The organism is Streptomyces actuosus (genome assembly GCF_016921115.1).
GTDB lineage: Bacteria > Actinomycetota > Actinomycetes > Streptomycetales > Streptomycetaceae > Streptomyces > Streptomyces actuosus_A.
The window spans coordinates 220102-242797 of the sequence record NZ_JAFFZS010000009.1 but is presented as its reverse complement, the minus strand read 5'-3'; the positions used below and the strand labels follow the sequence as shown (position 1 = coordinate 242797).

The following is a 22696-nucleotide window of genomic DNA, read 5'->3' as shown; positions in this document are numbered from 1 at the left end:
GCGCCGGTCCTCGGCGCACCCGGCCTCCGGTGCGCCCGCCGCAGGGGCGGGGCGTTCGCCGTGCGGGCGGTGCGGACAGGCGTGCGTGGGTGGACGCGTGGACGGTCAGGGGATGTCCACGCAGAGCCCGAGGATCGGCAGGCACAGGGCGGGCTCCTCGGAGTCCTGCGGCTCCGGGGACGGCTGCGGTGCCGGCTGCTGCGAGGCCGTGGGGGCGGCGGAGGTCTGCGCGGGCTCCGGGGCGGGTGCCGGCGTCTTCGGCGCGGCGGGCGGCGGCGCGGGCTCCGTGCCCGCCGGAGCGGTCCCGGAAGCGGCGGTGGGCCGGGCCGGGACCGCGTCCCGGGCCAGGGCGGTCGCGAGGGATCCGTCGGCGTCCGGGGCCGGCAGGGCCTCGGCCCCGCCCATGGCCCGGGTCGCGGAGGGGCTGGGCCCGGGGGACGCGGTGGTGTTGGCGGAGCGTGCGGTGCCGGAGTCCTGGGCCGGGTGCTGCCGGGGCTGGGCCTCCGCGGTGTCGAGGCCCGGGACGCCGGACTCCGGCGCGAGCCGTACGAGGCTCAGCGCACCCGCGGCGAGGACGAGGCCCCCTGCGGCGAGGAGCACCCGGCGGCGCCGCGGCCGGCGGTGCCGCCCGCGGCGGCGGATGACGGCGGCCGCGGAGACGATCCCGTCGGCCGCGTGGTCCTTCGTACGGTCTTCGTCGCAGGCGTCCCGGTGGTCCTCCGCGTCGTCGTCCTCACGGAGGTCCGGGCGGTCCTCGGCACGGTCGCCGTCCCGGTTGTCCGGGTGGTCGTCCGTGCGGTCGCTCGCGCGGAGGTCCCCGCGGTCGTCTTCGCCGAGGTCCGTGCAGCCGTCCACGCACTCGTCCGTGTACTCGTCCGTGCGGTCCTCCGTGCGGTCGTCCACGCACTCGTCCGTGTACTCGTCCGTGCGGTCCTCCGTGCGGTCGTCTCCGCACTCGTCGGTGCACTCGTCCGTGCGGTCCTCCGTGCGGTCGTCTCCGCACTCGTCGGTGCACTCGTCCGTGCGGTCCTCACCGCAGTCGTCCGGGCGGTCGTCGTCGCGGAGGTCCGTGCGGTTGCCCCCGTGGCCGTCCGTGCTCCGGCCCGTGTCGGTCATGGTCAGCCCTTCCCTGTGCGCTCGCGCCCCCCATGCGCCGTGGCGCGCACGCTATGCGTTCCGGCGGGGGCGGGGCCGGGAGAAGGCCGGGATGTCACTCGAACGGGTAAGCGGGGCGTGCGGATCCGGTGTCCGGATCGGTCCCCCCCTTCCGTCCACAGGTGCCGGCTGCGATGATCGGGGCCCATACCGATTGTTAACCCGCGTTAACCGGGAGGGTGTCATGAGCGAGGAGCGGTTCGGGGAGTTCGTGCTGGTGAGGCGGCACGAACAGGGGCATGTGGCGGAGCTCGCCCTCGACCGGCCCAAGGCCATGAACGCGGTCTCCACGGAGATGGCCCGCTCGGTCGGCGCCGCGTGCACGGCGCTGGGCGCCGACCGGGACGTGCGGGTGGTCGTCGTGACGTCCACCCATGAGCGGGCGTTCTGCGTGGGCGCCGACCTGAAGGAGCGGAACTCCTTCAGCGACGCGGACCTGGTCCGCCAGCGGCCGGTGGCGCGCGGCGCGTACACGGGTGTACTGGAGCTGCCGGTGCCGACGATCGCGGCCGTGCACGGGTTCGCCCTGGGCGGCGGGTTCGAGCTGGCGCTCTCCTGCGACCTGATCGTGGCCGACGGCACGGCGGTGGTCGGCCTGCCCGAGGTGTCCGTCGGCGTCATCCCGGGCGGCGGCGGTACGCAGCTGCTGCCGCGGCGCGTCGGCGCGGCCCGTGCGGCCGAGCTGATCTTCACCGCCCGCCGCCTCGACGCGCCGGAGGCGCACGAGCTGGGCCTGATCGACCTGCTGGCCGAGGCCGGCCGCGACCGCGAGGAGGCCCTCGCCCTGGCCGCCCGCATCGCCGCGAACTCCCCGGTCGGCCTGCGGGCCGCCAAGCGCGCCCTCCGCCTCGGCCACGGCCTGGACCTGAGGGCCGGCCTGGAGGTCGAGGACGCGGCCTGGCGGTCGGTGGCCTTCTCGGGGGACCGGGCGGAGGGCGTGGCCGCGTTCAACGAGAAGCGGAAGCCCCAGTGGCCGGGCGAGTAGGGATCCGGCTGTAGGTCCCGGCGCCGGGTTCCGCCGTCCCGGCCGGGGCTCCCCCTCCCGTACGCCTCACCGTCCCGCGCCGACCGTGCCCGCGCCCCGCGCTGCTCCCGGCAGCGGGGGCGGGACCGACGGCGGCTCCGGCGCGGGTCGGCCGCGCACCGTCCCACACGGTGGAGGGGCCCGCGGAACGGATTCCGCGGGCCCCTCCACCGTGTGTGCGTCTGCCGGTCGGCGTCAGTCCGTGCCGGACTCCATCGCCGCGCGGTCCAGTGCCGTCTCCTCCTCGTCCGCGGCCTCGCCGCGGGAGGCGATCGCCTCGGCTCCGCCCTCGGGCATGGCGCCGATCAGGCCGGTGGAGGCCGCCTGGGCGGCGCCGATCGGAGCCGGGTGGCCGGTGCCGACCAGTCCGAGGCCGGCGTACTGCTCCAGGCGTGCGCGGGAGTCGGCGATGTCCAGGTTCCGCATGGTGAGCTGGCCGATCCGGTCCACCGGGCCGAACGCCGAGTCCTCGGTGCGCTCCATGGAGAGCTTGTCCGGGTGGTAGCTGAGCGCCGGGCCGGTCGTGTCGAGGACCGAGTAGTCCTCGCCGCGCCGCAGCCGCAGCGTCACCTCGCCGGTCACGGCGGTGCCGACCCAGCGCTGGAGCGACTCGCGCACCATCAGCGCCTGCGGGTCCAGCCAGCGGCCCTCGTAGAGCAGCCGGCCCAGGCGGCGGCCCTCGGTGTGGTAGGCGGCGACGGTGTCCTCGTTGTGGATCGCGTTGACCAGGCGCTCGTAGGCGATGTGCAGCAGTGCCATGCCGGGCGCCTCGTAGATGCCGCGGCTCTTCGCCTCGATGATCCGGTTCTCGATCTGGTCGGACATGCCGAGGCCGTGCCGGCCGCCGATCGCGTTGGCCTCCATGACGAGGTCGACCGCGGTGGCGAACTCCTTGCCGTTGACGGTGACCGGGCGGCCCTGGTCGAAGCCGACTGTGACCTCCTCGGCGGCGATCTCGACCGTCGGGTCCCAGAACCGCACCCCCATGATGGGGTCGACCGTCTCGATGCCGGTGTCGAGGTGCTCCAGGGTCTTGGCCTCGTGCGTGGCGCCCCAGATGTTGGCGTCCGTGGAATAGGCCTTCTCGGTCGGGTCCCGGTAGGGCAGCCGGTGCGCGAGCAGCCACTCCGACATCTCCTTGCGGCCGCCCAGCTCGCTCACGAAGTCCGCGTCCAGCCACGGCTTGTAGATCCGCAGGTGCGGGTTGGCGAGCAGGCCGTAGCGGTAGAACCGCTCGATGTCGTTGCCCTTGAACGTGGAGCCGTCGCCCCAGATCTGCACCCCGTCCTCCAGCATCGCCCGCACCAGCAGGGTGCCGGTGACGGCACGGCCCAGCGGGGTGGTGTTGAAGTACGGGCGCCCGCCGGACTTGATGTGGAACGCGCCGCAGGCGAGCGCGGCCAGCCCTTCCTCGACCAGCGCGGCCCTGCAGTCGACGAGTCGGGCGATCTCGGCGCCGTAGGCGGTGGCGCGGCCGGGCACGGACGCGATGTCGGGTTCGTCGTACTGGCCGATGTCGGCGGTGTACGTGCAGGGGACGGCACCCTTGTCACGCATCCATGCGACGGCGACCGAGGTGTCGAGGCCGCCGGAGAAGGCGATGCCGACCCGCTCGCCGGCCGGAAGGGAGGTGAGGACCTTGGACATAGCAAGAGTATGCATCGCCTTGCATGATCATGCAAGGCGGGTCGTGTGTGGCGTCCCCGACAGCAGAAAGGCGGCCACCCCCGAGGGGCAGCCGCCTTCGTGCGCTACGGATCCGGTCAGGCCGACGAGCCCGCCGTCCACTCGGCCCAGCTCATGTTCCAGCCGTTGTAGCCGTTGTCCGGGGCGACCTGCTTGTCGCCGGTGTTGGACACCACGACCACGTCACCGACGATCGAGTGGTTGTAGAACCAGGCGGCCGGCGTGTTCGGGTCGTCGGCGCCCTGCTTGTCCTGCAGGCCGACACAGCCGTGGCTGGTGTTGACGCTGCCGAAGACCGACGGCGCGCCCCAGTAGTTGCCGTGGATGAAGGTGCCGGAGCGGGTCAGGCGCATGGCGTGCGGGACGTCCTTGATGTCGTACTCGCCCTTGCCGTCGTCGTCGGTGAAGCCGACCGTGGCGCCGTTCATCCGGGTCTCGACGAACTTCTCGGAGATCACCATCTGGCCCTGGTACGTCTTGTTCGTGGGCGAGCCGGCGGAGATCGGGATGGTCTTGACGACCTTGCCGTCCTGCGTGACCTTCATCTGCTTGGTCTTCGCGTCGACGTAGGAGACCTGGTTGCGGCCGATGTGGAAGGTGACCGTCTTCTGCTGCACGCCGTAGACGCCGTCGGCGCCCTCGACGCCGTCGAGGGCGAGCTTCAGTGTGACGGTGGAACCGGCCTTCCAGTAGTCCTGCGGGCGGCAGTCCATGCGGTTGGCGCTGAACCAGTGGCAGGCGACGTCCTGACCGCTGCTGGAGGTGACGGTGACGCCCTTCTGGACGGCGGCCTTGTTGCTGATGGCCTTGTCGAAGGTGATCGACACCGGCATGCCCACGCCGACCGTGGAGCCGCTCTCGGGGGTGAAGTTGCCTATGAAGCTGTTGGACGGGGAGACCGTGGTGAAGGACGCGTTCTCGTGCGCGACGCGGCCGTCGGCGTCCTTGGCCTCCGCGGCCACCTTGTAGGTGGTGGAGCGCTTCAGCTGCCCGGACGGCTTCCAACTGGTCCCGTCGGACGACAGCTCGCCCGCGACGGTCGTGCCGTCGGCAGTCGTCATGGCGACGGAGGTCAGCGTGCCCTTGGTCACCGTCACGGCGGCGGAGTTGTTGATGGAGGCGTTGGTCGAGCCGTCCGTAGGCGTGATCTTGATCTGGGCTTCGGAGGTCTTCTGGGCTGCCGCCTCGTCGACCTTCGCCTGCGAGGTGTCGGTACCGCCGCTTCCGGAGGCGTTGTCGTCGCCACCGGAGCACGCCGTCAGCACCAGCACACCGCCGAGCAGTGCGGACGCGGCCACGAGGCCCCTGCGCCGCTTGCTGTCCGTCATCACACGCTTCTCCATCGTTGCCGAATCCCCAAAACCCCGAGAGTCCCCGTTGACGAGATCTTCAACGCTACGACCGGTCGGTCCCGTTCCACATTCTCCGTCCGTGTGGGGCACACCACGTCCACCCTGCGCCGCCGCCTGGTGCGGACGGCGCGGACAGTGGCTCACGCGCCCCCTGGGACTCGGTCCGTGCGCCCCCTGAGACGACGGAATGCAGGACCGCGGTTGCCGTCGCGGGTCACGAATTCCCCAAGGTGCCCGGCCGTTGCCGTCCTCGCGGGCGCCCCCCCTCGCCCGCGGGTCATCCTCGCCGCTCGCGCCGCCGGTGTCGACATCGTTCTCGTCGAGACCTCCGGTCGGCACGCCCGGTCCGTCGCCGATCCGTCCCGTCGGCCTCTGGAACCGTTGTGCTGCGCCGCCTCGGGAACCTCCCTGACCAGGCCCGACGGCGTGGCGGAAGCAGCGCGGGCGCGGATAGTGTCCTACATCACACCGCCCTCGGTTCCCTTCCGGGTGTGTCCGACTCCACCCTGAGAGGGACAAACCATGACGACTTCGAAGTGCTCGCCGTCCGAGTGCACGGCAGAAGGCCCCCGTGGCTTTCCTGTGGCGCACGCCTTTCATTAGCATCTCTCCACACGGCCAATTCGCCAGCGCCACAAGGGGATCGATATTCCGTGTCATCCGCTCGCCGTCCGTTGCTGACCGCCACTGCCGCGGCGACCCTGCTGGGCGCCCTGTGGTTCGTCCCGTCCGCCAACGCGACGCAGGACAGCGGTGCGAGAGAGCAGTCCACCGAGGTCGGGGCGGCCGCGACCGTCCACTCGGCGACCGGCGCGGACGCCACCCGCCTTGCCGACACGGGCAGTTTCGACAGCACCCCGTACGTCGTCGGCGGCACCCTCTTCCTCACGGTGGGCGCCGGTTTCGTGGTCTATTCGGTGCGTCGGGAACGACTCGGTTTCTGAAGGTCCCGCAGTGCGCGGCATTCGGTCGAATCGCACCGCGATGCCGCAATTTTGAATCGACTTGACGTTCCTTTGACTGAAACCTCATAGTCCGCTCATGAAGAGATCATCGGGCGCGCGTCTGTGCGCTACGGCTGTCGTGGGCGCGCTGTCGCTCGCCCTTGTCACAGGTTGTTCCGGCGAGAAGAAGAACGACGACGCGAAGGGCTCCGCGGCGCCGGCCTCGTCCGCCGCCGGTACCACGGCCCCCGCGGCGAAGGCGCTGACGGCGGCCGAGCTGCAGAAGCTGCTGCTGGCCCAGGGGGAGCTCAAGGGCTACAAGTCCGACCCGGGCGCGGACATCCTGCCGAAGTCCAAGGCCGAGGTGAAGACCGACAAGGCGGCCTGCGACCCCGTCGCCTGGGCCACGGCCGCTCTCCCCCCTGGCGACACGGACGCGCGGGCCGCCAACACCGTCACCCAGGACAAGGCGGGGTCCGCCACCGGGGCGCCGACGGACATGGAGAACGCCTTCGACGTCGACCTCACGTTCGTGGGTCTGTCCTCGTACGACGGTGACGGCGCCGAGAAGGCGATGAAGGCCGTCTCGGACGGCCTGGCGGCCTGCGCCGGCGGCTACGGGCTGACCGCTGCCGGCGAGAGCTCCAAGGTCACCAAGGTCACCTCGGAGAAGGGCGCCGAGCTGGGTGACGAGTCCCTCGCGTTCGCCGAGGGCGTCGACATGGACGGCGAGGGCACGGCCATGTTCCACACCCAGGTCGTGCGCAAGGGCAACACCGTCGCCACCTTCTACACGGTGAACTTCTCCGCGATCGGCTCCGGCGAGGGCGTCAAGGTCCCGGCGGCCGTGGTCGAGGCGCAGGTCGCGAAGCTCAAGTAGCCCGGTCCCAGGCCCGCTCCGGTACCCGGGCCGTCCGTCGGCAGCGGCACGGAGCGGGCTCCACCGGCTCCAGCACCCGGTGGCCCGCTCCGCACGCAGACCCGCGAGTCTGCGCGCCGCAGCGGCCGGAGAGGTCCGCCCCCCGTGTCGTTCCGGTGGGGTCCGCTCCTCCGCCGGTCCGGCGGGGTCCGTGCCGCGTGCCGGCCCGGCGGGCCGGCACGCGTACGGATCCGTGGGGCCCGCCGTCGTCGGCGGGCCCCCTTCACGGCTCTCGGCGGGCCGAGCGACGTCCACCGGGGTCCGGCAGTGCACCGAACGAAGGGGCGCGGGGAACTGCGCGACCGGCCGCGACGGTGCCGCGGTCGACGGACGTCGGACCGCGGCCCTTCCGGCGGAACGCTCAGCCGAGCGGGCCGGTGACGGTCTCCGCTGCGGCGACCAGCCGTCCGTCGCGCACGAACGCGTCGGCGGCGGCGAGGTCCGGCGCCAGGAACCGGTCCGGGCCCGGACCCTCCACTCCGGCGGCCCGCGCGGCGTCGATGACCGCCTGCGAGGCCGGGGCCGGCGTGAGGCCCTCGCGCAGCTGGACGGCGCGCGCGGCGGCGTACAGCTCGACGGCGATCACACGGGTGAGGTTGTCGACCGCGGTGCGCAGCTTCCGCGCCGCCGACCACCCCATGGACACGTGGTCCTCCTGCATCGCGGAGGACGGGATCGAGTCCGCCGACGCCGGTACCGCCAGCCGCTTCATCTCGCTGACCAGCGCTGCCTGGGTGTACTGGGCGATCATCAGCCCGGAGTCGACTCCCGCGTCGTCGGCGAGGAACGGCGGCAGCCCGTGGCTGCGGTTCTTGTCCAGCAGGCGGTCGGTGCGCCGCTCGGCGATGGAGGCGAGGTCGGCGGCGGCGATGGCGAGGAAGTCCAGCACGTACGCCACGGGCGCGCCGTGGAAGTTGCCGTTGGACTCGACCCGGCCGTCGGGCAGTACCACCGGGTTGTCGACCGCCGACGCCAGTTCGCGCTCGGCGACCAGCCGGGCGTGGGCCATGGTGTCGCGACCGGCGCCGGCGACCTGCGGGGCGCAGCGCACGGAGTAGGCGTCCTGGACCCGCGGGGCGTCGTCCTGGTGATGCCCGGTCAGGCCGGAGCCCTTCAGCACGGCGAGCATGTTGGCAGCGGCGGTGCCCTGGCCGGGGTGCGGGCGGATGGCGTGCAGCTCGGGGGCGAGCACCTTGTCGGTGCCGAGCAGGGCCTCCAGGGACAGGGCCGCGGTGATGTCCGCGGACTTGTAGAGGGTGTCCAGGTCGGCGAGGGCCATCACCAGCATGCCGAGCATGCCGTCGGTGCCGTTGAGGAGGGCCAGGCCCTCCTTCTCGCGCAGCTCCACGGGCTCGATGCCGTGCGCGGCCAGGAGTTCGGCGGCGGGCTCCACGGCGCCGTCCGGGCCCTCGGCCTCCCCCTCGCCCATGAGCGTCAGGGCGCAGTGCGACAGCGGGGCCAGGTCGCCGGAGCAGCCGAGGGAGCCGAACTCGTGCACGACGGGCGTGATGCCGGCGTTCAGGATGTCGGCCATGGTCTGCGCGACCTCGGGGCGGACGCCGGTGTGCCCCGAGCAGACGGTCTTCAGCCGCAGGAACATCAGCGCCCGGACGACCTCCCGCTCGACGCGCGGCCCCATGCCGGCGGCGTGCGAGCGGACGATGTTGCGCTGGAGCTGGGTGCGCAGCTCCTGGCTGATGTGGCGGGTGGCCAGGGCGCCGAAGCCGGTGGAGACGCCGTAGACCGGGTCCGGCTTGGCCGCCAGCGCGTCCACGATCCCGCGGGCCGCGGCCAGGGCCGCCACCGCCTCCTCGGCCAGCTCGACACGGGCGCCGTCACGCGCCACCGCGAGAACGTCGGACGCGGTCACCCCGGACGTCCCCACCACCACAGTGTGCATATCCATATTCAGGAGCGTACGCAGTGAAGACGAAGATGTCACCAGTGGTGGCCGGGTCTGCCCCTTACAGGTAGGTCACACGGACGGGTGGGCGCCCGGGGGGACGGACGGCGCGGGCGGGACGTCGTGCGGGCCGGACGCGCGGGCGGATCACGTCGGCGGACAGGTGGCGCGGGCGAGCCGGGGCGCGCGGCGGGCGGGTCGCACGAGCGCGCGGGCCGCCGGGCGGGCCGCGGGGGAGGGGCTGCGTCCTGGTCTCACGGGGGAGGGCCGGCGTCCTCCCCCCACCGGCGTCCGCGGAAGCGGCGCCGCTCGGGTGCCTGTGGCTCGGACGGGGCGTCGGCGAGCTGCACCACGGGGTCGTCCGGCCCTTCCCGCCCGGCGACGACCGGGCGGTCGGCCCGCCGGGCCTTGGCCTGGTACTGGGCGGCGTCCGCGAGCCGGAACAGCCGGCGGGCGCTGCGCACCGGCCCGACGGCCTCGTCGGTGGAGGCGACGCCACAGGCCACGCCGTCCCCGAGGGCCAGCTCGCCGGCCCGTCGGCACAGCTCCTCGGCGACCTTGACCACGTCTCCGGCGGGCGGTCCGACGGCGAGCAGGCAGAACTCGTCGCCGCCGAGGCGGGCGGCGAGCGCTCCGGGCAGCATGGCCCCGCACAGCGACAGCACCGAGCCGAACCGTTCCAGCAGGCGGTCGCCGACGGCGTGCCCGAGGGTGTCGTTGACCCGCTTGAGCCCGTTCAGGTCGCAGACCACCAGACTGACCATGCTGCCGTCGCGCCGGTGCCGCTCGACCGCCTCCTCCAGGCGCACATCGACGGCGCGGCGGTTGGCGAGCCCGGTGAGTGCGTCCGTGAAGGCCAGTCGGCGGGCCTCCTCCAGGCGCTCGGTCTGGGCGAGCCCCGCGGCCACGACGGCGGCCAGGACGGTGGCGAAGTCGGCGTCGCCGCGGTCGAACACGGGCGCGCCGACCGAGCGCGCCACATACAGCTCGCCCCAGGCGCGGCCGTGCAGCACGATCGGCGCGACGACGCAGCAGCCGCGCCCGCGCCGCCGCAGGGCCGCGACCCGCTGGTGGCAGTAGCCGGGCTGCCCCGCGGCAGGCCCCTCCGCCGTTTCCACCCAGGCGCTGGGGCCGCCCCCGCCGACCCACCGCTCGTGCAGGAACTCGGTGATCTCGGGGAACTGGTGGACCGGATAGGCCTCGTCCTCCGGGAACTCCTCCTCGTGCGGAGCCCGGTCCCCCACGTTGACCAGGACCCGCAGCTGTCCGAGCTCCCGCTCCCACACCGACAGTGCGGCGAAGCTCCCCGCCAGTGCCCGGCACGCCCCGAGGGCCGCCGCCCGCCATGACTCCCGCGGAGCGTGCGCCGCAGCCATCCCCTGCGCCAATGCCACGACCGACGCCAGCCGCCTGTCCTCGCCCATTCCTCCAGGCTAGGGACGTTCCGGTGGAAATGGGGCATTGGTGTGGCGAACAGGTGGGCCGGCGTCCCCGTCGTCCCCGAGCGGGAGGACGCGCGGTCCTCCCCGGCGGAGGGACGGCAGACGCGTCAACGGTGCGCCGGCGGCCGGGACGCGGCCGTCCGGCCGGCGCGGAGGATCGGGGGCGGGGCCGGCGGGGCGGTCGGTGGGGCGGGCCGAGGCGGCAACGGGGCGCCGGGCGCCACCGGGCCGGCGCCCGCGGGTACCCACCGGGTGCCCTCCCGGGAAGGCCGCCGGGCGTCGCGTCACGGCTTCCGTCGAGCCTCGACGCCGACGTCTTCGGCCCATGGGCCCTTCTCATCGTTCTCTTATGTCGGCCTTATTCCTTCGTCACGCGCCCTCCCTAGCCTGCCGCTCATGTTCTTCACCTACCTGAGGCGCGAGCTGCGCCGCCGCAGAAGGGCGGCCCTCGTCGTCGCCTCCGGACTCGCCCTGGGCATCGCGCTGGTCATCGTGGTCGACTCCGTGTCCTCCGGCATGGGGAAGGCGCAGGACACGGTTCTGCAGTCGCTGTACGGCCTGGGCACGGACATGACGGTCACCAAGGCCGCCTCCCCGACGCAGGACGGCTCGGAGCGGCCCCGCTTCCAGTTCGACGCCCGGGACGACGGCTCGGACGAGGAGCAGAGCAGCGACCGCGTCATGGTGCGCGGCTTCCAGACCCTGTCCGCCGCCACCGTGACCGACGTCGGCGGCCAGAACGGCGTCGCGGACGCCGTCGGCGGACTGAACCTCCAGGTCGTCAAGGTCAGCGGGCAGTTCACGCGCGGCCGGTTCGAGCAGAACGGCAGCGGTGGCACCGGCCGGGGCCCGGGCGGCGGGCAGCCCAGCGGTGAAGTGAAGGGCGGTGGAGCCCAGTTCGACGTCAACAGCTACTCCGTCTTCGGCACCGACGTCACCAAGCCGGCTCTCGGCCCGCTGACCAGCTCCAAGATCACCAGCGGTCGTGCCTTCACCACGTCGGAGACCGACGGCAAGGTCGCCGTCGTCGACTCCGCCTACGCGAAGGAGAAGAGCCTCGAGGTCGGCTCCAGCCTCACCGTCAAGGGCACCGCGTTCTCGGTGATCGGCATCGCCACCGCCGACAGCGGCGACCCCGCGGCCGACGTCTACATCCCGCTCGAGCAGGCGCAGACCCTCGCCGACTCCGCGGACAAGGTCACCACCATCTACGTCAAGGCGACCGACTCCCAGAAGATCGACAGCGTGAAGTCGGCGATCCAGAAGAACGTCTCGGGGACGACCGTGACGACCTCCACCGATCTCGCCGACACCGTCTCCGGTTCCCTGTCGACCGCCTCTTCCCTCGCCACCACCGTCGGCAAGTGGCTGTCGATCGTGGTGCTGGTCGCCGCGTTCCTCGTCGCCGGCCTGCTGACCTCCTCGGCGGTGTCCCGGCGCGTCCGCGAGTTCGGCACGCTCAAGGCGCTGGGCTGGAGGTCCGGCCGGGTGACCCGGCAGGTCGTCGGTGAGGCGATGGTCAACGGGCTGCTCGGCGGCGTCCTCGGGATCGCCCTCGGCCTCGCGGGCGCCTACGCGGTGACGGCCGTCAGCCCCACGCTCCAGGCCCAGCTCGGCGGTGGCGGCGCGGGGGGCGGCTCCGGTGGCCGGGGCGGCTTCGGCGGACCGGGCCGGCAGGCGGCGAGCCGGACTCTGGACGTCGCGCTGACCGCGCCCGTGAGCCCGGCCACGGTCGGCCTCGCGGTGGGGCTCGCGGTGGCGGGCGGACTCGTCGCCGGTGCCTTCGGCGGCTGGCGGGCGTCCCGGCTGCGTCCGGCCGACGCCCTGCGTCGGGTCGAGTAGCCCGCACCGGACCCCCGACCGCCCCTTCCCGCAATGGAGTTGACCCACCCGTGTACGAACTGAGAAGCGTCACCAAGCGCTACACCCGCGGCAAGGAAGCCGTGCACGCCCTGGACGGCATCGACCTGACCATCGCCGACGGCGACCGTCTCGTCATCCAGGGCCCCACCGGCGGCGGCAAGTCCACGCTGCTGCAGATGCTCGGCGGCCTGGACCGGCCCACCTCCGGCGAAGTCGTCCTCGACGGCACCGACCTGGCCCGGCTGTCCGAGGCCCGGCTCACCAAGGTGCGCAGCGAGAACATCGGCTTCGTCTTCCAGTCCTTCAACCTCATCCCCACCCTCACCGCGCAGGAGAACGTCGAGACCGCGCTCGTACCTCTCGGCGTCAAGGCGAAGGAGCGCCGCGAACGGGCCGCCCAGGCGCTGGAGTCGGTCGGCCTGGGCGAGCGGCTCGGGCACCTGCCCGGCGAGATGTCCGGCGGGCAGCAGCAGCGCGTCGCCATCGCCCGGGCGCTGGTGAGGCAGCCGAAGGTGCTGCTCGCCGACGAACCCACGGGCAACCTCGACGAGGGCATGCGCGACGAGATCATGGACGTGCTCGAACGCATGTGGAAGGAGCTGGGGCTGACCTTCGTCATGGTCACCCACGACTCCGCGATCGCCCGGAAGGCCCCGCGGCTCGCGACCATCCGCAAGGGGAGCATCACCGTCCGCGAGAACGCGGCCTCGTAGCGGACCCGCCGCTATCCACCGTGTCCGGCGCCGAAGCCGGGAGAAGGCCCGGGCGCCGAGAGCGGATGGGGCACCCGGGAGCGGTCCGGCACCGAGACGGCAGAAGGCCCCGGCACCGGCGGACCGGCCGGTGCCGGGGCCCCGCGCCGGCGAACCTACGGTGCCGTGCTCCAGGCGCGGGTCGCGTCCGCGCCCCAGCTCGCCAGCAGCCGCAGCGCCTCCGCGGAGGCGGAGCCCGGCTCGGCGTGGTACGTGACGAGGCTCTGGTCGGAACCGTCCGTCAGTTTGAGCGACTCGAAATGCAGCGACAGCTCGCCGACCAGCGGGTGACGCAGCCGCTTGAGACCGTGGTTCTTGTCCTTGACGTCATGCGTCGCCCACAGCCGGCGGAAGTCCTCGCTCTTCACCGACAGCTCGCCCACGAGCGCGGACAGCCGCGGATCGTCCGGGTAGCAGCCGGCGTCCATGCGCAGCACGGCCACGATGTCGATGGCCTTCTGCTCCCAGTCCACGAAGAGGTCCCGGTACTCGGGCCGCAGGAACACCAGCCGCGCCCAGTTCCGCTCCTCCGCCGGAAGCTGCGCCCAGTCGCCGAAGACCGCCGCCGCCATCCGGTTCCACGCCAGGATCTCCGAGCGGCGCCCCACCACGTACGCCGGGACGCCGTCCATCGCGTCCAGGAGCTGCGGCAGTGCGGAGCGCACCTGCTGCTGGCGGGCCGGCGGCTTCTTCTTGTGCTGCTTCGGTTTCGCCAGATGCGTCAGATGCGCGTGCTCGGCGTCCGTCAGCCGCAGCGCGCGGGCGATGGCGTCCAGCACCTCCGCCGACACGTTGCGCCCGTTGCCCTGCTCCAGCCGCGTGTAGTAGGCCACCGACACCCCGGCCAGCTGCGCCAGCTCCTCCCGGCGCAGTCCCGGCACCCTGCGGTGCCGGCCGAAGTCGGGCAGCCCGACGTCCTGCGGCTTCAGCCGGGCCCGCCGGGTGCGCAGGAACTCGCTGAGCTCGGCACGCCGGTCCAGACCGGCGCCCGTCTCCGGAGCGGGTGCGGCGTGTTCATCCATACGTCGAGTATTCCTGGTCGTACGTCCATGAGCCTGACCCGGCCAGTGGTAGGCACAGCAGACGTACGACGAACCGTGGTCTGGGTGGATGTCCGTGGCGGCTGCAGGCTGGACAGCGTGCCCGGCCGGACGAGAGGACGGGCACGGATCCGCCCCACAGGAGAGAACCCGAATGACCACTGTTGCCGCGTACGCCGCACCCGCGCCCAAGGCTCCTCTGGAGCGCACGACGATCGAGCGCCGCCCGGTCGGTGAGTTCGACGTCCTGATCGACATCAAGTACGCCGGTATCTGCCACTCCGACATCCACCAGGTGCAGGAGGGCTGGGGCGAGGCCATCTTCCCGATGGTCCCCGGCCACGAGATCGCCGGTGTGGTCGCCGAGGTCGGCCCGGGTGTGACCCGGTTCGCCGTCGGAGACCGCGTCGGTGTCGGCTGCATGGTCGACTCCTGCCGGGAGTGCGACAACTGCCAGGCCGGCCTGGAGCAGTACTGCACCAGCGGGATGACGGGCACCTACAACGCGGTCGGCAAGGACGGCGAGCCGACCTACGGCGGCTACTCCCAGAAGATCGTGGTCGACGAGAACTACGTCGTCCGCATTCCCGACGACCTCTCCCTCGACGTCGCCGCCCCGCTGCTGTGCGCGGGCATCACCCTGTACTCCCCGCTCAAGCGCTGGGGTGCCGGCCCCGGCAAGAAGGTCGCGATCCTCGGCATGGGCGGCCTCGGCCACATGGGCGTGAAGATCGCGCACGCGCTGGGCGCGGAGGTGACCGTGCTGTCGCAGTCCCTGCGCAAGAAGGACGACGGCCTGCGCCTGGGTGCCGACCACTACCACGCCACCAGCGACCCGAAGACCTTCCGGGAGCTGGCGGGCAGCTTCGACCTGATCGTCTCGACGGTCTCGGCACCACTGGACTTCAACGCCTACCTGACCCTGCTGAAGACCCACGGGGCCCTGGTCAACGTGGGCGCCCCCGAGGAGCCCGTCGCGCTGAACCTCTTCTCCGTGATCGGCGGCGGCAAGACCCTCGCCGGCTCCATGATCGGCGGCATCGCCGAGACCCAGGAGATGCTGGACTTCTGCGCCGAGCACGGCTTCGGCGCCGAGATCGAGCTGATCGGCGCCGACGGGATCAACGAAGCGTACGAGCGGGTCGTCGACAGCGACGTCCGCTACCGCTTCGTGATCGACACCGCGACGATCTGACGCCTGCCTCCCTGTCGTCCCGGCCCCCTCACGTCGGGCTCGTCGAGGTCCCGGCCCCCTCACGTCGCGGCCCCCTCACGTCGCGGCCCCCTCACGTCGCGGCCCCCTCGCGCCGTGGCTTCCGACGGCCCGGTCTCCGGACGTCCCTGCCCCCTGACATCGTGACGTCCGGTGCACGGCGGCCCGCCCCGCAGGCACACCTGCCCGTGGGGCGGGCTGATGTGCACCCCCGTGGCCACGGCTGCCCCGGGCCGCGGCCGACCGTTCGGGCGCGGCGGCGTCGGGCGCGGTCGACCGCGGGCGTGCGCCTCCTCCGGGGCACGGGTGCCGCCGCGACGCGGAGTAGCGTGGGCGGAGGGAAGGCCGAGGAGAAGGCCCACGAGGAGGCGCACGAGGGCCGGCCCGGGAGGAGACGCCGAGGAGGTTGGAGGCGGCCCGCCGGGAGCGCCCGCGACGCGAGCAACGCGAGAGGACATCCGCGACGGAACGCCGCGAGGGGAGACCGATGATGACCGTCCGGCTGAACCACACCATCGTCGCCGCACACGACCGCCAGGCCTCGGCACGCTTCCTCGCCGACATCCTCGGGTTGGAGGTGAGTCCGCCGTACGGCCCCTTCGTCCCGGTGGCCGTCCCCAACGGCGTCACCCTCGACTACATGACCACCGACGGACCCATCGCACCGCAGCACTACGCCTTCCTCGTCTCCGAGGACGACTTCGACGCCATCTTCGGGCGGGTCCGCCGGGCCGGACTGACGTACTGGGCCGATCCGTTCCACCGGCACGCCGGGGAGATCAATCACAACGACGGCGGCCGGGGCGTGTACTTCGACGACCCCGACGGCCACCGCCTGGAGATCCTGACGAGGCCCTACGGCAGCGGCGGCTGACGCCGCCTCAGACCGACCGGGCCGTCGCCTGCGGGACTGTGAACGACTCGCCGGCCGTGTACGACCGCACCACCGCGCCTCCCTCCGCCGCCGACCGGACGAGATGTGCCCGTCCCAGGCCGGCCACCCGGACCGGAGCGCCGTCCACCGGCACCTCCACCACCGTGTCCTCGTCGAGGGCGAGCCCACGGGGCACGCGCCCCGACGCCACCGCCGCGACCAGCCGTCCCAGCGTGCCCCACTGCGCGGGGCGCACGTCCACCTCGAACGGGACGAGCCCCAGCCCCGGCCGCACCTCGACCTCCCCCCGGCTCCTCGGCGGCGTCCCCCGGGCACACCGGGACCCTGTCCACCCGCCCCCCCGGGCCACCGCGTCCGCGGCGGCGACCACGGCACCCGTGGAGAATCCCGGGCAGGGGACGCCTCGCTCGCCGAGCAGCCGGTGTGTCTGCTCCCGGCACCCGGCGAACGCCCCCACGTAGGCGGGCGTCAGTCCACCGCACACCAGCAGCCCGTCGACGTCCGCAGCGGCACCGGGCTCGAACCGCTCGCCGAGCGGCACCGGCGGTGGCACCGGCCGGCAGTCGGCGACCTTGCGCGGCACGGCGTCGTACCGGGCGAACTCCTCGGCCCCGTCGCCCTCGTCGACGATCACACACCCGATCCGCGCCGCCGTCCCCGCCGCGCGCAGGAACGCCCGTGGACCGCCCCGGCCGCGGACGGCGCCCATCCGCCGCCGATCAGATACGTCCCCCTGCCCACATGCCCCGTGTCTGCGCCCCGCCGTGGCGCGTCCGGTCAGCAACGCACGAACGGGCCCCGGCCGCCGCCGGATGTCCCGGAACGCCGGAGCCGGACGGCGTGCCTGCCGGAGGTCCTGCCGGCCGGGCCGCCGTCAGCGCGGGCAGCCGGTCGTCAACCGCGGTGCGGCGAAGTGCACTTCGCACCGCCGGTGCGCCGTGTCGATGCCGGCGGGGAGGTCGGGCCGGGGCGCCGCCCGGCCGCCCCGGCCCACGGTACGCCGCGTCCTGGCACCGCAGGGCGCAGGGCGCAGGGCGCGGGGTGTGGCGGGCCGGGGCCCGGCCGGAGGTGCCGGGTCTCAGTGCGGCAACGTCGCGGGGCTGCCCCCGTTGGCCTCGTAGCCCGCGACCGCCAGTGCCCGGAAGACCGCGAACTCCGCGGCCGGGTCGTCGAACAGGGTCCATGGAAGGGCGCCGACATGGCCGTCGACGTGGACCAGCTGGTCCATGGCCTCGGCCCAGCGTTCCGCCCGGACCAGGAAGAACAGCAACAGGTGCCGCACGTGCGCGAGCATCGGGTCGTCCGGGTTCGCGGTGTGCGCCGCGTGCAGGGCGCCGTGGACGGCCCGGGTGACGACCTCGCTGCGGTAGAACCCCTGCACCAGGTTGAGCTCGGGCAGGTGCTCGAAGACCGCGAAGAGCGGCAGGCCGGCCAGCAGCGAACCCTGCGGAGCGCGGGCCGCGGCGGCCTCGGCGAACCGGTACGCCAGCTCGCGCGAGCCGTGCCACTTCTCGCACCAGTACTGCAGCGCGGCCAGGTGCGCGCCCATGTGGTGCGGGGCGCGGTCGAGGATCTTCAGCCAGAGCTGCTCGAACTCCTCCTGGGAGTACCCCAGCCCCCGGGCCACGGACAGCTCCACGATGTACGGCACCGGGTCGCCGGGAGCCAGCAGGGCCGCGTCGGCCACGGCCGCCCTCGCCTCCTCCATGATGATCCGGAAGTCGTCGGTGCCCGGCGTCGCCGTCCGCCACGCCTGCTGCACCAGGAACTCGGCGTGCACCGCGGCGCCGCCCGCGTCCTTGGGCGCCTCCGCGCGCCACACCCGCAGCCACTGCCCGCCCGGTATCTCCCCGACCCCGCCGGGCCGCTGCTGCAGCTCCAGCGCCGCCGCCCCGGCGAACGCCTGCACGCGCTGCCAGCGGTACTCGCCCTCGGTCTCGGTGCCGGCCAGCAACTGGGCGGCGGCCCTGTGGTCCTGGGTGCGCTGCATCAGGTCCAGGACGTCCATCAGGTCCTGGTCGGGGCCGGGCATGCGGACGTCCAGCTGCTCCTCGCGGACGAAGCCGTAGTGCGCGGGGTCGGCCGCGTCCGGGTGGCCCGCGGGGACCTGCTCGATCATGGCCCGCCTGCGCCGTACCAGCGGGAGCAGCACGAAGCCGATCATGACCATCGCGATCAGGACCCAGAGAATCTTCATGCCTCAAGCGAACCAGACGCCGACGACAATTGGCCAACCCGGTCGGCGGGCCTGTGGAAAACCTCGCGGGACCGGTGGCCGGACACGGCACCGAGGCGCCGTCCGGCCCCGTTGCGCACTACGCTCGGGCCCATGAGCGACAGGCACACCAGTCAGCACTTCGAGACGCTCGCGATCCACGCGGGCAACACCGCCGATCCCCTCACCGGTGCGGTCGTCCCGCCGATCTACCAGGTCTCGACCTACAAGCAGGACGGCGTCGGCGGCCTGCGCGGCGGCTACGAGTACAGCCGCAGCGCCAACCCGACCCGCACCGCCCTGGAGGAGAACCTCGCCGCCCTGGAGGGCGGACGCCGGGGCCTTGCGTTCGCGTCCGGACTGGCGGCCGAGGACTGCCTGCTGCGTACGCTGCTCAGCCCGGGCGACCACGTCGTCATCCCGAACGACGCCTACGGCGGCACCTTCCGCCTCTTCGCCAAGGTCGTCTCCCGGTGGGGCGTGGAGTGGTCGGTCGCCGACACCGGCAACCCCTCCGCCGTCCGGGCCGCGATCACCCCGAGGACGAAGGCCGTGTGGGTGGAGACCCCTTCCAACCCGCTGCTCGGCATCACCGACATCGCCGCCGTCGCCCAGATCGCCCGGGACGCCGGCGCCAGGCTCGTCGTCGACAACACCTTCGCCACGCCCTACCTCCAGCAGCCGCTTTCGCTGGGCGCGGACGTCGTCGTCCACTCGCTCACCAAGTACATGGGCGGGCACTCGGACGTCGTCGGCGGCGCGCTGATCGTGAACGACCAGGAGCTGGGCGAGGAACTGGCCTACCACCAGAACGCCATGGGCGCCGTCGCCGGGCCGTTCGACTCCTGGCTGGTGCTGCGCGGCACCAAGACGCTGTCGGTGCGCATGGACCGGCACAGCGAGAACGCCGCGAAGGTCGCCGACATGCTGACCCGGCACGCACGCGTCACGCGGGTGCTGTACCCCGGCCTGGAGGACCACCCCGGTCACGAGGTCGCCGCCAAGCAGATGAAGGCGTTCGGCGGCATGGTCTCCTTCCGCGTCGAGGGCGGCGAGGAGGCGGCCGTGGCGGTCTGCAACCGCGCCGAGCTGTTCACCCTGGGCGAGTCCCTCGGCGGTGTGGAGTCCCTGATCGAGCACCCGGGCCGGATGACCCACGCCTCCGTCGTGGGCTCCGCCCTGGAGGTCCCCGGCGATCTCGTGCGGCTGTCCGTGGGCATCGAGAACGTCGACGACCTGCTGCAGGACCTCCAGCAGGCCCTCGGGTGACCCACCCCTGACAGCGGCCCCCGGCGCAGCGGTTCGTCTGATCACCGCCCGCCGGGGCACCGCCCCGCGGGGTCACCAGTCCGTCAGGGAAGGCGTCGTCTCCGAAGGCGGTGCCACCCACGGCTGGACGGCGACCGCCCAGACGGTGAGGGCGACGGCCGCGACGGCCAGAGCCACCCACAGCAGGCGCCGCGCGACCACCCGGCGGCGCAGCATCCGGGTGCCGCGGCGGACGGCCGCCGGGTACAGGTCCGGCGGTGGCACGGGCGGCACCCGCTCCATGATCCGCCGCACCGCCGCCTCGCGCTCCGTCCGGTTCACGAACGCCTCCCGCCGCCGCGCCCCCGCGCGTGCCCCGCCGCCCACTGCCTCATGACGGTGCCACCCCCGCCTCCACCGCCGCCGCGGCGGGCCTGCGCGGAGGGTGCAGCACGGTCGCGGTCGCACGGTCGCACAGAGCGTGGACGCGTTCCCGGGGAATCCCGAGCAGGGCCGCCGCCTGCTCCTCGCCGACGCCCTCGAACAGTCGTAGCACGATGATCAGCCGCTCCTGCGGGCCGAGATGGGCGAGCGCGCTGTCGGGGTGGGCCCGGGTGCGGGAGAGCAGCCCCCCGCGGTGGTGCCAGGCCGCGCGGGCGAAGCGGGTGGCCAGATACTCGCGGGCGCGGTCGTAGGGGTCCTCGCCGCGCAGCCGGTCCCATACGGCGTACGTGTGGGCCAGAGCGAGCGTCAGCAGGCGACGCGCGCGCGGGTTGTCGTCGGGTGCCTCGCCGGTGAGCAGGGTCGCGGCGTGCAGCAGCCGCCCGGCCGCGCCCGCGACGAACGACTCGAACTCCCGGGCCCGCCGGGCACCCTGGGACGCATGCCGTTCGCGCACCGCGCCTCCCCCTCGGGCGACCAAGACGTCAGGGACCCGGCCGCGCCGGGAGGCCGAACCTTCGTGCGGCGCCGCACGACGGTACAGCGCGCCCAGGTGTTCGGCCCCGGGTGGGACGAGGACCCGGTCTCATATGAGGCCAGGGGTCCCCTTTCGGTCAAGAGCCGCGCACGCGGCCGAGTGTCGCTGCTGCCGCCGGGCGGCTCACGAGGTGGTGGCCGCCGGCTCCGAGCCCGTCACACCGTGGGCCGCCTGCCGCGCCGAAAGGGCGTCGTTGAAGCGGGTCAGGAGCGCGCAGAACGTCTCGCGCTCCTCCTGTGCCCAGTCGTGGGTCAGCTCGGCCATCAGCTGACGCCGCGAGGAACGCACCTCGTCCAGGCGGGCCTGGCCGCGGGGGGAGAGCTGGAGGACGACCGCGCGCCCGTCCTCCGGGTGAGAGGTGCGCTTCACCAGGCCGGTGTCGACCAGCGGCGCCACCTGCCGGGTCACCGTCGAGGAGTCGATGCCCATGCTCCCGGCGAGCGCCTTGACACCCATGGGGCCCTCTTTGTCGAGCCGGTTGAGCAGCAGGTACGCGGCGCGGTCCATGGAGTTGCGCACCTGTCCGACACCGCCCAGCCGGGTCTGTTCGGCGCGGCGGGCGAACACCGCCACCTCGTGCTGGAGGGTGTCCAGAAGACCGGTGTCACCGGCGGTCGTCACGTCCGTCGACATGTCGGGGGTTGTGGGCATGGCCGGGGGCTCACTTCGTGGAGGGCTGCTGGTTGGGGGACAGGGTACGCGGACGGGGCGCCGCCCGTACCGAGGGTGCGCGATCCCGTCTCGCCGGTTGGTCACAGCGGGTCCGGGCGGGTGTGAACTGCGAGACTTGCGTCATGAACCACCGTACGGCCGCACCCCTGCCGCCCGTCACCCTCGACGACGTCCGCGGGGCCCAGAAGATGCTCAGCGGTGTCGCGCGTGTGACCGCCGTGGAGGGCAGCCGGCGGCTGTCGCAGCTGGTGGGCTCGCCGGTGCACTTCAAGTGCGAGAACCTTCAGCGCACGGGGTCGTTCAAGCTGCGCGGCGCCTACGTCAGGATCGCCGGTCTGCTGCCCGAGCAGCGCGCGGCCGGCGTCGTCGCGGCGAGCGCCGGCAACCACGCGCAGGGCGTCGCCCTGGCGTCGGCGCTGCTCGGGGTGCACGCGACGGTGTTCATGCCGAAGGGCGCCCCGCTGCCGAAGATCAGCGCGACCCGGGACTACGGCGCCGAGGTGCGCCTGCACGGCCAGGTCGTCGACGAGACGCTGGCCGCGGCCCAGGAGTACGCGGCGGCGACGGGCGCGGTGTTCATCCACCCCTTCGACCACCCCGACATCATCGCGGGGCAGGGCACGGTGGGCCTGGAGATCCTGGAGCAGTGCCCCGAGGTGGGCACGATCGTCGTCGGCGTCGGCGGCGGCGGGCTCGCTGCGGGGATCGCCGTCGCGGTGAAGTCGCTGCGGCCCGACGTGCGGATCGTCGGCGTGCAGGCCGAGGGCGCCGCCGCGTACCCGCCGTCGCTGGCCGCCGGGCACCCGGTGGCGATCGAGCACCCGGTGACGATGGCGGACGGGATCAAGGTCGGCCGACCCGGCGACGTGCCGTTCGGGATCGTCGCAGACCTGGTGGACGAGGTCCGCACGGTGACCGAGGACCAGCTGTCGACCGCGCTGCTGCTGTGCCTGGAGCGGGCCAAGCTGGTCGTGGAGCCCGCCGGGGCGAGCCCCGTCGCGGCGCTCCTCGGCGACCCCGGGGTCTTCGAGGGGCCCGTGGTGGCGGTGCTGTCCGGCGGCAACGTCGACCCGCTGCTGCTGCAGCGCATCCTGCGGCACGGCCTGGCGGCGCAGGGCCGCTACCTGGCGGTCCGGGTGCGGCTGACGGACCGGCCGGGGGCGCTGGCGGCGCTGCTCGGGGTGTTGTCGGTGGTGGACGCCAACGTCCTCGACGTGAGCCATGTGCGGACGGACCCACGGCTCGGGCTCACGGAGGCGGAGGTCGAGCTGCATCTGGAGACCAAGGGGCCGGAGCACTGCGCCGAGGTCGGCCGGGCCCTGCGCGACGCGGGGTACACGGTCATCGGCTGAGGCACCGGGGCGCCGGGCGGCACCGGAGCGCGAAGGAGCACA

Annotated in this window: 20 protein-coding genes; 9 read left to right on the top strand and 11 right to left on the bottom strand. The window is 73.3% G+C overall.

The window, feature by feature from the left end; genetic code table 11:
• Positions 1 to 105: 105 nt before the first annotated feature.
• A complete protein-coding gene (locus JS756_RS14880) occupies positions 106 to 1116 on the bottom strand; it encodes a hypothetical protein (RefSeq protein ID WP_205383569.1) in 1011 nt (336 codons plus the stop codon).
• A gap of 223 nt (positions 1117 to 1339) precedes the next feature.
• Between JS756_RS14880 and JS756_RS14875 the strand changes: the two genes are divergently transcribed.
• Positions 1340 to 2140, top strand: a complete 801-nt coding sequence (locus JS756_RS14875) for an enoyl-CoA hydratase/isomerase family protein (protein ID WP_205383568.1) — start codon at positions 1340 to 1342, stop codon at positions 2138 to 2140.
• Between the two features lie 234 nt (positions 2141 to 2374).
• Here JS756_RS14875 and argG read toward each other — a convergent pair whose 3' ends face one another.
• Both argG and JS756_RS14865 read right to left on the bottom strand, forming a co-directional pair.
• Positions 2375 to 3826, bottom strand: a complete 1452-nt coding sequence (gene argG / locus JS756_RS14870; protein WP_205383567.1) for an argininosuccinate synthase — start codon at positions 3824 to 3826, stop codon at positions 2375 to 2377.
• A gap of 116 nt (positions 3827 to 3942) precedes the next feature.
• Positions 3943 to 5193: a L,D-transpeptidase gene (locus tag JS756_RS14865; RefSeq protein ID WP_205383566.1), complete on the bottom strand. Its 1251-nt coding sequence runs from the start codon at positions 5191 to 5193 to the stop codon at positions 3943 to 3945.
• A 677-nt stretch (positions 5194 to 5870) separates the two neighbouring features.
• Between JS756_RS14865 and JS756_RS14860 the strand changes: the two genes are divergently transcribed.
• The gene (locus JS756_RS14860; RefSeq protein WP_205383565.1) at positions 5871 to 6161 is read left to right on the top strand and encodes a hypothetical protein; all 291 of its coding nucleotides are present in this window, start codon (positions 5871 to 5873) and stop codon (positions 6159 to 6161) included.
• Between the two features lie 97 nt (positions 6162 to 6258).
• On the top strand, positions 6259 to 7041 hold the full coding sequence (locus JS756_RS14855; RefSeq protein WP_205383564.1) for a hypothetical protein: 783 nt from the start codon (positions 6259 to 6261) through the stop codon (positions 7039 to 7041).
• A 400-nt stretch (positions 7042 to 7441) separates the two neighbouring features.
• Here JS756_RS14855 and hutH read toward each other — a convergent pair whose 3' ends face one another.
• Both hutH and JS756_RS14845 read right to left on the bottom strand, forming a co-directional pair.
• Positions 7442 to 8980, bottom strand: coding sequence for a histidine ammonia-lyase (gene hutH, locus JS756_RS14850; protein ID WP_205383587.1), 1539 nt, complete (start codon positions 8978 to 8980; stop codon positions 7442 to 7444).
• Between the two features lie 257 nt (positions 8981 to 9237).
• On the bottom strand, positions 9238 to 10407 hold the full coding sequence (locus JS756_RS14845) for a GGDEF domain-containing protein (protein WP_205383563.1): 1170 nt from the start codon (positions 10405 to 10407) through the stop codon (positions 9238 to 9240).
• Positions 10408 to 10821: 414 nt separating this feature from the next.
• Between JS756_RS14845 and JS756_RS14840 the strand changes: the two genes are divergently transcribed.
• Both JS756_RS14840 and JS756_RS14835 read left to right on the top strand, forming a co-directional pair.
• Positions 10822 to 12267 (top strand): ABC transporter permease, encoded by a 1446-nt coding sequence (locus tag JS756_RS14840; RefSeq protein WP_205383562.1) that lies wholly within the window; start codon positions 10822 to 10824, stop codon positions 12265 to 12267.
• Between the two features lie 50 nt (positions 12268 to 12317).
• On the top strand, positions 12318 to 13001 hold the full coding sequence (locus JS756_RS14835) for an ABC transporter ATP-binding protein (RefSeq protein WP_205383561.1): 684 nt from the start codon (positions 12318 to 12320) through the stop codon (positions 12999 to 13001).
• A gap of 155 nt (positions 13002 to 13156) precedes the next feature.
• Here JS756_RS14835 and JS756_RS14830 read toward each other — a convergent pair whose 3' ends face one another.
• Positions 13157 to 14062, bottom strand: a complete 906-nt coding sequence (locus JS756_RS14830; protein WP_205383560.1) for a helix-turn-helix domain-containing protein — start codon at positions 14060 to 14062, stop codon at positions 13157 to 13159.
• A gap of 172 nt (positions 14063 to 14234) precedes the next feature.
• Between JS756_RS14830 and JS756_RS14825 the strand changes: the two genes are divergently transcribed.
• Positions 14235 to 15275, top strand: a complete 1041-nt coding sequence (locus tag JS756_RS14825; RefSeq protein ID WP_205383559.1) for an NAD(P)-dependent alcohol dehydrogenase — start codon at positions 14235 to 14237, stop codon at positions 15273 to 15275.
• 508 nt (positions 15276 to 15783) lie between these two features.
• Positions 15784 to 16167 carry a VOC family protein gene (locus JS756_RS14820; protein ID WP_205383586.1) on the top strand — a complete coding sequence of 128 codons (384 nt, stop codon included), beginning with the start codon at positions 15784 to 15786 and terminating at the stop codon, positions 16165 to 16167.
• A gap of 7 nt (positions 16168 to 16174) precedes the next feature.
• Here JS756_RS14820 and JS756_RS14815 read toward each other — a convergent pair whose 3' ends face one another.
• Together JS756_RS14815 and JS756_RS14810 are read right to left on the bottom strand one after the other, a co-directional pair.
• Positions 16175 to 16897 (bottom strand): type 1 glutamine amidotransferase family protein, encoded by a 723-nt coding sequence (locus tag JS756_RS14815; protein WP_240203746.1) that lies wholly within the window; start codon positions 16895 to 16897, stop codon positions 16175 to 16177.
• Positions 16898 to 17266: 369 nt separating this feature from the next.
• Positions 17267 to 18385: a hypothetical protein gene (locus JS756_RS14810; protein ID WP_205383558.1), complete on the bottom strand. Its 1119-nt coding sequence runs from the start codon at positions 18383 to 18385 to the stop codon at positions 17267 to 17269.
• Positions 18386 to 18517: 132 nt separating this feature from the next.
• Here JS756_RS14810 and JS756_RS14805 point away from each other — a divergent pair, with 132 nt between their 5' ends.
• Positions 18518 to 19672 carry a cystathionine gamma-synthase gene (locus tag JS756_RS14805; RefSeq protein WP_205383557.1) on the top strand — a complete coding sequence of 385 codons (1155 nt, stop codon included), beginning with the start codon at positions 18518 to 18520 and terminating at the stop codon, positions 19670 to 19672.
• 72 nt (positions 19673 to 19744) lie between these two features.
• On the opposite strand, the gene JS756_RS14800 is transcribed toward JS756_RS14805, so the two are convergent.
• The 3 genes from JS756_RS14800 to JS756_RS14790 all read right to left on the bottom strand — a co-directional run bounded on the left by JS756_RS14800 (position 19745) and on the right by JS756_RS14790 (position 21263).
• Positions 19745 to 19993 carry a hypothetical protein gene (locus JS756_RS14800; RefSeq protein WP_205383556.1) on the bottom strand — a complete coding sequence of 83 codons (249 nt, stop codon included), beginning with the start codon at positions 19991 to 19993 and terminating at the stop codon, positions 19745 to 19747.
• A 49-nt stretch (positions 19994 to 20042) separates the two neighbouring features.
• Entirely contained in the window at positions 20043 to 20549 is a 507-nt protein-coding gene (locus tag JS756_RS14795) for a sigma factor-like helix-turn-helix DNA-binding protein (protein ID WP_205383555.1), read from the bottom strand.
• A 204-nt stretch (positions 20550 to 20753) separates the two neighbouring features.
• Positions 20754 to 21263 carry a MarR family winged helix-turn-helix transcriptional regulator gene (locus JS756_RS14790; RefSeq protein WP_205383585.1) on the bottom strand — a complete coding sequence of 170 codons (510 nt, stop codon included), beginning with the start codon at positions 21261 to 21263 and terminating at the stop codon, positions 20754 to 20756.
• 161 nt (positions 21264 to 21424) lie between these two features.
• On the opposite strand from JS756_RS14790, the gene ilvA reads away from it, so the two are divergent.
• Positions 21425 to 22654: a threonine ammonia-lyase gene (gene ilvA / locus JS756_RS14785; RefSeq protein ID WP_205383554.1), complete on the top strand. Its 1230-nt coding sequence runs from the start codon at positions 21425 to 21427 to the stop codon at positions 22652 to 22654.
• Positions 22655 to 22696: the final 42 nt, after the last annotated feature.